General features: G+C 66.1%; 8 protein-coding genes. 4 read left to right on the forward strand and 4 right to left on the reverse strand.

The features are described 5' to 3' along the window. Positions 1 to 45 precede the first annotated feature (45 nt). Genes L2Y96_RS20835 through L2Y96_RS20850 form a run of 4 tightly spaced genes read left to right on the forward strand, consistent with a single transcriptional unit; the run spans position 46 to position 9,096 of the window. Positions 46 to 1,290, forward strand: a complete 1,245-nt coding sequence (locus tag L2Y96_RS20835) for an MdtA/MuxA family multidrug efflux RND transporter periplasmic adaptor subunit (RefSeq protein WP_247330099.1) — start codon at positions 46 to 48, stop codon at positions 1,288 to 1,290. Continuing rightward, positions 1,287 to 4,400 (forward strand): multidrug efflux RND transporter permease subunit, encoded by a 3,114-nt coding sequence (locus L2Y96_RS20840; protein WP_247330100.1) that lies wholly within the window; start codon positions 1,287 to 1,289, stop codon positions 4,398 to 4,400. The genes L2Y96_RS20835 and L2Y96_RS20840 overlap by 4 nt, the downstream gene beginning before the upstream one ends. Further along, a complete protein-coding gene (locus L2Y96_RS20845; RefSeq protein WP_247330102.1) occupies positions 4,397 to 7,657 on the forward strand; it encodes an efflux RND transporter permease subunit in 3,261 nt (1,086 codons plus the stop codon). The genes L2Y96_RS20840 and L2Y96_RS20845 overlap by 4 nt, the downstream gene beginning before the upstream one ends. Beyond that, positions 7,654 to 9,096 carry an efflux transporter outer membrane subunit gene (locus L2Y96_RS20850; protein WP_247330104.1) on the forward strand — a complete coding sequence of 481 codons (1,443 nt, stop codon included), beginning with the start codon at positions 7,654 to 7,656 and terminating at the stop codon, positions 9,094 to 9,096. Before L2Y96_RS20845 ends, L2Y96_RS20850 begins: the two co-directional genes overlap by 4 nt. On the opposite strand, the gene L2Y96_RS20855 is transcribed toward L2Y96_RS20850, so the two are convergent. The 4 genes from L2Y96_RS20855 to L2Y96_RS20870 form a co-directional block, all read right to left on the reverse strand. After that, positions 9,068 to 9,778, reverse strand: coding sequence for a LytR/AlgR family response regulator transcription factor (locus L2Y96_RS20855; protein ID WP_247330106.1), 711 nt, complete (start codon positions 9,776 to 9,778; stop codon positions 9,068 to 9,070). The genes L2Y96_RS20850 and L2Y96_RS20855 overlap by 29 nt on opposite strands. Next, positions 9,775 to 10,830 (reverse strand): sensor histidine kinase, encoded by a 1,056-nt coding sequence (locus tag L2Y96_RS20860; RefSeq protein ID WP_247330108.1) that lies wholly within the window; start codon positions 10,828 to 10,830, stop codon positions 9,775 to 9,777. Before L2Y96_RS20860 ends, L2Y96_RS20855 begins: the two co-directional genes overlap by 4 nt. Before the next feature lie 18 nt (positions 10,831 to 10,848). Further along, a complete protein-coding gene (locus tag L2Y96_RS20865; protein ID WP_247330110.1) occupies positions 10,849 to 11,316 on the reverse strand; it encodes a YybH family protein in 468 nt (155 codons plus the stop codon). Positions 11,317 to 11,471: 155 nt separating this feature from the next. Next, on the reverse strand, positions 11,472 to 11,951 hold the full coding sequence (locus L2Y96_RS20870; protein ID WP_247330111.1) for a hypothetical protein: 480 nt from the start codon (positions 11,949 to 11,951) through the stop codon (positions 11,472 to 11,474). Positions 11,952 to 11,991: the final 40 nt, after the last annotated feature.

Consider the following 11,991-nt stretch of genomic DNA (forward strand, 5'->3'; position numbering starts at 1 on the left):
GCGTGGCGCACCTTGCCGACATCGTCCCCGGTTATGTCGCCCCCCATGCCCACGCAAGCCTCCCCCTCCCCCGCACCTGCCCGCCACCCACGCCGCATCTGGCCCTGGCTGTTGCTGGTGGTCGCCGCCCTTGGCGCCCTGCTCATCTGGCGCGCCCCCTGGAGCAACACGGCTCAGAAGAACGGCGGCCGACAGGCCAGCACGTCGGTCGGCGTGGCCACCGCGACCACGGGCGATATCCCGGTCACGCTCAACGCGCTGGGCACGGTGACCTCCCTCGCCACCGCCACGGTGAAGTCACAGATCAGTGGCTACCTCACCGCCATCCCTTTCAAGGAAGGCCAGGTGGTGAAGAAGGGTGACGTGCTCGCCCAGGTCGATCCGCGCCCGTACGAAGTGGCGTTGGCGCAGTACCAGGGCCAGTTGCAGCGCGACCAGGCCCTGCTCGAGAACGCGCGGCTCGACTACAAGCGCTACCAGCAGCTGGCCGCACAGGATTCCACCTCGAAGCAGACGGTCGATACCGCGCTGGCCACCGTCCACCAGTACGAAGGCACGGTGCGCACCGACCAGGCCCAGGTCGATAGCGAAAAGCTCAACCTCACCTATGCGCGCATCGTCTCGCCGATCGATGGCCGCGTCGGCCTGCGCCAGGTCGACGTGGGCAACTACGTCACGGCCTCCGATACCGACGGCGTCGCGGTGGTGACCCAGACCGACCCGATCTCCGTGGTCTTCACCCTCCCCGAAGACGACCTCGAACAGGTGCTCGTACCCAGCGACGACGGAAAGCCACGCAGCGTCGGCGCATGGGATCGCACGTTCACCACGCAGCTCTCCAGCGGCACGCTCGACACCATCGACAACCAGGTGGATACCTCCACCGGTACCGTGAAGCTGCGTGCGCTGTTCGATAACCCCAAGGGCACGCTGTTCCCGAACCAGTTCGTCAACGCCACGCTGCTCGTGCGCACGCTGCATGGCGCGGTCACCATCCCGAGCACCGCCGTGCAGACCGGTTCGCCGGGTACCTTCGTGTACCAGCTCAACAGCGACCACACCGTCGCGCTGCGCAAGGTCACGCTCGGTCCTTCTGCCGGTGGCCGTGTGGCTGTAACGGCCGGGCTGGCCGCTGGGGATGTGGTGGTGGTGGACGGTGCCGACCATCTCAGTGATGGCGCCAAGGTGACCGTGCCGGGTGCCGCCACCGCAACCGACGCGGGCGGAGCAGACCATGCCGCCGGTAAGCACCGGGGCCACGCGAAGGCCACGGCATCGGCGGCCCCATGAATCCGTCGCGCCTCTTCATCCTCCGCCCGGTAGCGACCACGCTGCTGATGGCGGCCCTGCTGGTCGTCGGCATCGTCGCATGGCGCTTCCTGCCGCTTTCCGCGCTGCCGTCGGTGGAATACGCCACCATCCAGGTGCAGACGTTCTACCCGGGTGCGAGCCCGGATGTGATGACCTCCGCCGTCACCGCGCCGCTCGAAGAACAGCTCGGCACCATGGCCGGCCTGAAACAGATGTCGTCGAACTCATCGTCCGGCGCCTCGGTGGTCACGCTGCAGTTCGACATGGATGTGTCGCTGGATCTCGCGGAACAGGAAGTGCAAGCGGCGATCAATGCCGCGAGCAACCTGCTCCCGTCCGACCTGCCCGCGCCACCGGTTTATGCCAAGGTCAATCCGGCCGACGCGCCGATCATGACCCTGGCGATCACCTCGCCCACCCTGCCCCTCACCCAGGTCCAAACGCTGGCCGACCAGCGCATCGCGCAGAAGATCTCGCAGATGGCAGGCGTGGGCCTGGTGACGCTGAGCGGCGGCAACAAGCCGGCGATCCGCGTCCGCGCGAACATCCGTGCGATGTCCGCGTATGGGCTGAACATCGATGACCTTCGTACGACGCTGGACAATATCAACGTCAATACGCCCAAGGGCACGGTGGATGGGCCCGCGCGCGCCTATACGATCGATGCGAACGACCAGATCCAGGACCCGACCGACTACCTCGACACCGTCATCGCGTACAAGAACGGCCGCCCCGTGCACCTGCGCGACGTCGCTACGGTGGTCCAGGGTGCGGAGAACGAAGAACTCGGCGCCTGGATGAACACCACGCCCGCGATCATCCTGAACGTGCAGCGCCAGTCGGGCGCCAACGTGATCAAGGTGGTCGATGCGATCAAGGCGTCGCTACCACAGTGGGAAGCGAACCTGCCGTCGTCGGTGCACGTCGCGGTGCTGACCGACCGCACCAATACCATCCGCGCCTCGGTGGAGGACGTGGAGTTCGAGCTGGCCCTGGCCGTGGGCCTGGTCGTGCTGGTGATCTTCCTGTTCCTGCGCAATGTGCGCGCCACGATCATCCCGAGCCTTTCCGTGCCGCTCTCGCTCGTGGGCACGTTCGCCGCGATGTACCTGTGGGGTTTCAGCCTCGATAACCTCTCGCTGATGGCGCTGACCATCGCCACCGGCTTCGTGGTCGACGACGCGATCGTGGTCATTGAAAACATCAGCCGCTACATCGAACAGGGCATGCGGCCCCTGGACGCCGCGCTGAAGGGCTCGGGCGAGATCGGTTTCACCATCATCTCGCTGACCGTGTCGCTGCTGGCCGTGCTCATCCCGCTGTTCTTCATGAGCGACGTGATCGGCCGCCTGTTCTTCGAGTTCGCCGTGACCTTGGCCGTCACCATCGTGATTTCCGCGGTGGTCTCGCTCACCCTCGTGCCCATGCTGTGCGCCCGCCTGCTGCGCCACCATCCGGTACCGCAGGCCGCCATCGAGGCTCCGCCGCGCAAGGCCAGCTGGTTCGATCGCATCACCGGCGTCTACGACCGCCTGCTAACGGTCGCGCTCGATCACAAGTGGATCACCCTGGGCGTGGCACTGGGTTCGATCCTGTTCACCGCCCTGCTTTACGTCGTGGTGCCGAAGGGCTTCTTCCCCAGCCAGGATACGGCGGTGATCCAGGGCATCACCCAGGCCAGCCAGTCGATCTCGTACGCCGACATGCGCAAGCGCCAGGTGGCGCTGGCCGAGGCCGTGCTCAAGGATCCGGACGTGGTGAGCCTGTCGTCGTTCATCGGCGTGGATGGCACCAACGCCACGCTGAACTCCGGCCGTTTCCAGATCAACCTGAAGCCGAAGGGCGAGCGCAGCACGCCGATCGCCGACGTGATCCGCCGCCTGCAGGACGAGACGCACGACGTCACCGGCATCACGCTGTACATGCAGCCGGTGCAGGATCTCACCGTGGATACCCAGGTGAGTGCCACGCAGTACCAGTTCATCCTGTCCAACCCGACCCAGTCGGAGCTTTCCACATGGACGCCGAAGCTGCTGACCGAGCTGCGTAAGTCCGATGTGCTGACGGACGTCACCAGCGATCTGAAGGATAACGGCCTCGCCGCCACCATCCAGGTCGACCGTGCCAGTGCCGCGCGCTTCGGCATCACGCTCGCAACGATCGATAACGCGCTGTACGACAACTTCGGCCAGCGCATCGTCAGCACCGTGTTTACCCAGTCGAGCCAGATGCGGGTGATCCTGGAGATGGACCCGGCGGGCAACCGCGGCCTGAGTACGCTGGATTCGATCTATCTGCCGTCTTCGACCGCCGATAGTGGCCAGGTGCCCTTGTCCGCAATCGCGAAAGTGGTGGTGGACCATAAGCCCATCCAGATCGGTCACCTCGCCCAGTTCCCGGCCACGACGATCTCGTTCAACCTCGCGCCGGGCGCCTCGCTCGGCAGTGCGGTCGATGCCGTGCACGCCGCGCAGAAGGCGATCGCGCTGCCCGAGAGCTTCGGCGTGAATTTCCAGGGCGAACTGGATGCGTTCCAGTCCTCGCTGTCGAACGAGCTGTGGCTGGTGCTGGCCGCGGTGCTGGTGATGTACGTGGTGCTCGGCGTGCTCTATGAGAGCTTCATCCACCCGCTCACCATCCTTTCCACGTTGCCTTCCGCGGGTATCGGCGCCCTGCTGGCCATGGAAATCACGGGGTCCGGGCTCGACATCATCGGCATCATCGGCCTGGTGCTGCTGATCGGCATCGTGAAGAAGAACGCGATCATGATGATCGATTTTGCCCTGGGTGCCGAGCGCGAAGAAGGACTGAGCCCGCGCGAGGCGATCCACAAGGCGTGCCTGTTGCGCCTGCGGCCGATCCTCATGACCACCATGGCGGCACTGATCTCCGCCGTGCCGCTCGCCCTCGGCCACGGCAGCGGCTCGGAACTGCGTCACCCGCTGGGCGTCGCGATGATCGGCGGCCTGTTGGTCAGCCAGCTGCTGACGCTGTTCACGACGCCGGCGGTGTACCTGGTGCTCGACATGGGCGCGCGCAAGCTGCGCGAGCGCGGGTACGTGCTCGATCCGGCTGAGGGCGGCGCATGAACCTGAGCGCGCTCTTCATCCGCCGCCCGGTCGGTACGCTGCTGCTCACCGCGGCCATCGCCGTGGCGGGTGCCATCGCATTCCGTTTCCTGCCCGTGGCGCCGCTGCCCAACGTGGATTTCCCGACCATCCGCGTGCAGGCGCAGATGGCCGGTGCGAGCGCGGAAACCATGGCCGCGACCGTCGCCGCGCCGCTGGAGCGCCGCCTGGGCCAGATCGCCGACGTCACGGAGATGACCTCGACGAGCAGCACGGGCACCTCCAGCATCATCATGCAGTTCGGGCTCGATCGCGATATCGAAGGCGCGGCGCGCGACGTCGAGGCCGCGATCAATGGCGCGCGCGCCGACCTGCCAGCCTCCCTGCGTTCGAATCCCACCTACCGCAAGTTCAACCCGGCCGATGCGCCGATCATGATCCTGTCGATGACCTCGAGCCAGCTCACGCCGGGGCAGCTCTACGACAAGGCGTCGAACATCCTGGAGCAGCGCCTGTTGCAGGTGCAGGGCGTCGGCAACGTGGACCTCAACGGCGGCTCGTTGCCCGCGGTGCGCGTGGAGCTGAACCCCGGCAAGGTCTTCAAGTACGGGCTCGGCCTGGAAGACGTGCGCGCCGCACTTTCCGCCGCCAACGCGGACAGCGCCAAGGGCGTCGTCAACGACGGCAGCGTCCGCTACCAGCTCTATGCCAACGACCAGGCGACGGAAGCCAGCGACTACCGCGACCTCGTAGTGGCCTGGCGTAACGGCCGGCCCGTGCACCTGTCCGATGTCGCCGAGGTGGACGACTCGGTGGAAAGCCTGCGCAACGAGGGCCTGGTCAACGGCCAGCACGGCATCCTGGTCTTCATCTACAAGCAGCCGGGCGGCAACATCGTCGATACCGTGGACCACATCCGCGCCGTGCTGCCGCAGCTTGAAGCCGCACTGCCGCAAGGCACGAAGCTCGCGATCTCCACCGACCGCAGCAGCACCATTCGCGCGTCGCTTGGCCATACCGAGCTGACCCTGATCGTCGCGGTCGTGCTCGTGGTGCTCGTGGTACTCGCCTTCCTGCGCGACTGGCGCTCCACGCTCATCCCCGCGGTCGCCGTGCCCGTGTCGATCCTCGGCACGTTCGGGATCATGCGCCTGTGCGGGTACACGCTGGATAACCTCTCGCTGATGGCGCTGACGATCGCCACGGGATTTGTGGTCGACGACGCGATCGTAGTGCTGGAAAACATCACCCGGCACCGCGAGGCCGGGGTGCCCCGCGTGAAGGCCGCCCTGCAGGGCGCCAGCGAGGTCGGTTTCACCGTGCTCTCGATGAGCCTGTCGCTGGTGGCCGTGTTCCTGCCCATCGTCATGCTGGGTGACGTCGTGGGCCGGCTGTTTCGCGAATTCGCCATGGTGCTTACCGTATCGATCGGGCTGTCGCTGGTGCTGGCCTTGACCACAACCCCGATGCTTTGCTCGTTGCTTTTGCGCGACCGGCCACACAAGGAACCCGGCCGCGTGTCGCGCTTCGTGGGCGGCGCCATCGATGGCGTGTACAACCTCTACGCACGCACCCTTCACCGCGCGCTTGCGAACCCCTTCCCGGTCCTGATGACGTTCCTGCTCACCATCGCCGCCACCGTGGCGCTCTTCATCGTGGTGCCGAAGACCCTGTTCCCGCAGCAGGATACGGGCGTGATGATGGGGGGCATCAACGCGGACGAGAGCACCTCGTTCCAGGCCATGAAGAAGAAGCTGACCCAGGCACAGTCCATCGTGCAAGCCGACCCTGCGGTGGAAAGCGTGCTCGGCTTCACCGGTGGCCGTGGCACCAACACGGCAATGGTCCATGTCACGCTGAAGCCGCTCGATGAGCGCAACGTCTCTGCCTTCGACGTGATGGCACGGCTGCGTCCGAAGCTGGCGAAGATCCCCGGCGCGCAGCTGATGATGTTCCCGATGCAGGATCTGTCCATCGGTGGCCGGCAGAGCTTCGCGCAGTTCCAGTACACCCTGCAATCGGACGACAGCACGCTGCTACGCAGCTGGTCCGCGAAGCTGCTGGATGAGCTGAAGAAGAGCAAGGTGCTGGCTGATGTGAACTCAGACCAGCAGACCGGTGGCCTGGAGACCAAACTCGAACTCGACCGCCCGACCATCGCGCGGCTTGGGCTCAGCCCGGACATCATCGATGCCACGCTCTACGATGCCTTCGGCGAACGCACCGTGTCGACGATCTACAAGGCGCAGAACCAGTACCACGTGGTGATGGAGCTGGCTCCGCAGTACCTGCAAGACCCTTCGTCCGTGCGGGGTATCTACGTGAGTGCCTCGGGCGAGAAGGCCAATGGCACGGCATCGACCAACGCCACGTCGAATACCGTTTCGTCCGCCACGTCGTCGACCACCAGCGCCTCGGTGACCAACGCTGCCACCAACAGCATTTCCACCAGCGGCGGGACGTCGAGCGGCGCCGCCGTGAGCACGGATGCGAGCACCATGGTGCCGCTCACCGCCTTCGCCAAGCTCACGTCGGCACACACGCCGGTGCAGGTCGCCCATCAGGGCCAGGCCGTGGCCACCACGATCTCGTTCAACCTCGCCCCTGGCGCGAAGCTCGAAGACGCAACGGCGGCGATCGACCAGGCCACGCAGGCGATCCATATGCCGGTGTCGATCCGCGGTTCGTTCAGCGGTACGGCGGGCCGCTCGCAATCGATCATCGCCACCATGCCGTTGCTGATCTGCGCGGCGCTCCTCGCGGTGTATGCCGTGCTCGGCGTGCTGTACGAGAGCTACGTGCATCCGCTCACGATTCTCTCCACCCTGCCATCGGCCGGCGTGGGTGCCGTGCTCGCCCTCCTGCTGACAAACACGGAGTTCAGCGTCATCGCCCTTATTGGCGTGTTCCTGCTGATCGGTATCGTGAAGAAGAACGCGATCATGATGGTGGATTTCGCGCTGGAGGCCGAGCGCCGCGACGGGCTTTCACCCTTCGAAGCCATTGAGCGCGCGTGCCTTCTGCGCTTCCGCCCGATCCTCATGACCACCTGCGCGGCGCTGCTGGGCGCACTCCCGCTCGTGCTCGACCATGGCATGGGGGCGGAGCTGCGCCGGCCACTGGGCATTTCCATCATCGGCGGCCTGGTGCTCAGCCAGCTGCTGACGCTTTACACCACGCCTGTCGTCTACCTGTACATCGACCGCGCCCGCCACCGCTCGAAGGGCTTCTGGCACCGGGTGTTCCCCGGCACCGCCCTACCGGAAACCACCGCATGAACACGCTGATCCGCTCCCTCTCACTCGGCGCGCTCGCCGCCGCCCTCACCGCCTGCGCCGCTGGCCCCGATTACGTGCGCCCTTCCGCGCCCGTGGCCGCTTCGTTCAAGGAGGCGCCGCAGGGCTGGCAGGCGGCCCAGCCGGGCGATGGCGTGCCACGTGGCGCCTGGTGGGAGGTCTACGGCGACAAGACGCTCGATGATCTCGTGGCCCAGGTGGCCGTGAACAACCAGAACCTGAAGGCCTACGAGGCCGCGTATCGGCAGGCGACGGCCGTGGTCGCCGAGGCCCGTTCGGGCTATTCGCCCACGGTATCGCTCGCGCCGTCGGCGACACGCCAGCGCACGGGAAGCAGCACGACCGGCGCCACAACGACACGTTCGACCCGTGCCGTGGAACTCAGCGGCACGTGGGAGCCGGATCTGTGGGGCAAGGTGCGCCGCCAGGTCGAGAGCGACAAGGCCGCGGCGCAAGCGAGCGCCGCCGAACTGGCCGACCTGACGCTCTCTGCGCAGGCTGAGCTGGTGACGGATTACCTGGACCTGCGCTACCAGGATTCGCTCGCCCAGCTACTCGATGAAACGACCAAGGCGTACGAGCGTAGCCTCACGATTACCCAGAACCAGTACACGGCTGGCACCGTGTCGCGCGCGGACGTGATCACCGCGCAGACCCAGCTGGCCACCGCCCGTGCCTCTGCCATCGCCACGGGCCAGTTGCGTGCGCAGTACGAGCACGCCATCGCGCTGCTCATCGGCAAGCCCCCGTCGGAACTCACGATCGCGGTGCAGCCGCTGGATATCTCGCTGCCTGAGGTGCCTGGCGTACTGCCGTCGACGTTGTTGCAGCGGCGTCCGGATATCGCCGAAGCCGAGCGCACGATGCAGCAGCAAAACGCCCTGATCGGCGTGGCCCAGGCGGCGTGGTATCCAAGCCTCACCCTGACGGGCGAAGCCGGTTACTCCGGGCTGGGCAAGCTGTTCAGCGCCAGCAATGCGATCTGGTCTCTGGCCGCGTCGGCCAGTGAGACGCTCATCGATGGCGGCGCACGCTCGGCAGATGTCGCGGCGGCGCGTGCAGGTTATGACCAGAGCGTGGCGAACTACCGGCAGACCGTGCTGGCGGCATTTCAGGATGTCGAGGATGAACTCTCCACGTTACGCGTGCTCGGCGACCAGGCCGTGGCCCAGGACGAGGCGCTGCGCCTCGCCCGCCAGGCCGAAACGGTGGCCCGCAACGAGTACCAGGCCGGCACGGTGGATTACACGACGGTAGTGACCGCCCAGGCGACGGCGCTTTCGAACGCGCAATCGGCCCTACAGGTCCGCCGCGACCGCCTGCTCGCAAGTGCGAGCCTCATCCGCGCCGTGGGCGGCGGCTGGTCGGATACCGACCTGCCGATGGCCGAGGCTACGCCACGCGGTGCAGCGCAGCCATGAGCGCGTCGATGTAGGTGCGGCTGGCACGCAGCGTCGTGCCGTCGCGCAGGCGAAGGACCGCGTCGCGGTTGGGCCGTGGCTGCATCTCCACGACCTGGTCGACGCGGACGATGGCCGAGCGATGCACGCGCAGGAATCGTTGCGGGTCGAGTTTCCGCGAGAGTTCGTGCAGGGATTCACGCAGCAGGTGGCGCTGGCCCTCCGCGTGCAACGCCGCGTAGTCGCCATCGGCTTCGATCCAGGTCACGGCGTTCACGTCCACGAACGAGAGACGCGTGCCCACGCGGATCGCGAAGCGCTCCGCCATGGCTTGGCGCTGCTCGCCACCCAGCTTTCGCCGCACACGGTCCATCGCTTCGCCGAAACGTTCATCGTCGAGCGGCTTCAGGAGGTAATCGACCGCCTCGAGTTCGAACGCGCGCACGGCGAAGCTGTCGTGCGCGGTCAGTAGTACCGCGAGCGGGCGTTCGTCACGAGGAATCGCCGCCAGCCCCTCCAGCCCACCGAGTCCCGGCATCTGCACGTCGAGGATGGCCACGTCCACATGCTCGCGACGCAGCGCTGCCAGCCCGTGTCCATCCGCGCACTCCTCGACGACACGCATATCGGCTTCGCCACGCAAGCGCGCGATCACGCCACTCCGTGCCAGCGGCTCGTCGTCGATGACCGCCACGCGAATCATGCGACGGCTTCCATCGCCGGCACCGCGGCGACCCACGGCACGCTGATCCGTACCACCCAGCGGCCTTGTTCCAGCCCCGTGATGAGCTGGTGGTTATCCGGATACAGAGCCTCCAGCCTCGCACGTACATTCGCCAGGCCCACCCTGCCCGCGCCCTCCGCCAGCCCGAGCACATCATTCTCGACGGTGACACGGAGGTCACGCGCATCCCGTTCGAAGCGCATGGCGATGGTGCCAGGAGCGGAACGCGGCGCGATGCCGTGACGTACGGCGTTCTCCACCAGCGGTTGCAGCAGCAGGTAGGGCACCCGGGCCTCCAGCGTGCCGGGCGCCGTATACGTCTCTACGCGCAGCCGTTCGCCGAGCCGCGCCTTCTCGATATCGAGATAGGCCGCGGTCAGGGCGATCTCGTCTGCCACCGTGTGTTCATGCTCCGGGGCATCCTCGAGCGTGGTGCGCAGGAAGTCGCCGAGACGGGCGATCATCCGCGTCGCATCGCGGCGGCGGTCATCCTGCACCAGCGCGGAGATGGCGTTGAGCGTATTGAACAGGAAATGCGGCTGCAGCTGGTAGCGCAAGGCGCGCAATTCAGCATCGCGCGCCGCCTGCGCGGCTTCGCGCAAACGCTGGCCTTCGCGCTCGAGCGCGGCGCGGTGCAGCACGATCGCCTGGAACCCGCAGAAGGCGATCAGTGCCAGCCAGCATCCGTCGAGTCCGCCAAATACCCAGGCCATGCCCGCCTGGGCGCGCATGGTTTCGCTGGCGAGGAAATACAGGGCGAACAGCGCGTTCGCGACGGACATGGCGTAGGACACGGGCAACAGCACGCCCGCCATGGCCCACCAGCCCGCGCCACGCCGCCAGAGCCGGCGTTGCAGCCAGCCCAGCGGCACGATCCAGAACAGATAGGCCAGCGCGTAGAAGAGCCGGAAAACCAGCACGCGCTCATTCGAGAGCGCGGGCAGGCTCATGATCATCATGCAGCCAAGGATGGGGAGCCCCGCCACCCAGGCCATGGCCGGCGATAGCGTGACGCTGCGGTCGATACGCATGGCTCCCCCGCCAGCTCGTCAGAAGTTCGACGAGTAAAGCATGGCGGCGATCTTCCAGCCATCATCGGTGCGCACCATCTGCCAGGTTTCGGCACCGTGGTTCTGGATCTTGCCATTCAAAAGGAAGTCGAAATCGAAGTACACGATACCGACGGTGCCATCGGTCTCGATGCGCACATCATGGAAGCGCTCCTCGAGCGGATCCTTGCTGTTGGCCACGAAGTCGACGAACTTGGCCGGGGTGCTGGTGTGATAGGGGCCTGCGTCGGGCTTCTTGGCCTTCACCTTGACCAGGCTTTCCGCGCCCAGCGCTTCGACCCACGAGCATTCGGGCGTGAACAGCGAAGCCAGCGCCTTGCCATCATGCGTCTTCAACGCACCCTGGAACTGGCTGACCACCTTCTCGATATCAGCCTTCGCACCATCGGCGGCAAATGCCGGCGAAGAGACAAGGGCCAGCGCGGCCATCAAGGGAAAGGATTTCATGGGGTCGCTCCGTTTGGGGTGGAGCGAGAAGACCACTCACGCGACATCGCCGCCAGAGGTCTGGCGGCGAGCCGTTTGATCCAGGCGCCGGGGCGTTTCCCAACGGGCCGGGCCCCCACACATCCACCCCACCTTTCACGGGGATGGATGCATGTTTAGATGAGGCAGCCCGGGAGGCCGTCGTAGATGGAGACGTTGGTCATCGGCAGATTGGCGTGCAGCGGATCCTCACCCTTGATGAGTTCGTAGAACGACTCCACCGGGGTGTCCTTCGCCAGGAGGATCTTGCACTTGAACGTCTTGGCGGTGATCTGGACAGCGCCCGTGCGGTGGTTCACCGTGGCATGGCTGCCGGCGAAGGACCACAGGCACTGCTTGAGCGTGCCCTTGGCTGCTTCGACCGAGCAGCGCAGCTGCATCGGGCGCAGGTTGGCGAAGTCACCTTCGCAGAAGGTATCGCCGCAAATATTATCGAAGCCGGCATTGAGCCTTGCCTCGGCTTCGAAGAACCGATCCATGCCCGCTTCGGAAACGGGCCAGTCGGTGGCGTCGACAAAGCGATCGACGGAGGGGACCTGGGCGAAAGCGGATGCCGAGGCGGTGAGGAACAGTGCAGCGAGAGTGGTACGAAGCATCGTTGTGGCTCCTTGGTTGAGGAGGGTCCATTTCAACGAT

The sequence above is a fragment of the Luteibacter aegosomaticola genome (genome assembly GCF_023078475.1).
Taxonomy (GTDB): Bacteria; Pseudomonadota; Gammaproteobacteria; order Xanthomonadales; family Rhodanobacteraceae; genus Luteibacter; species Luteibacter aegosomaticola.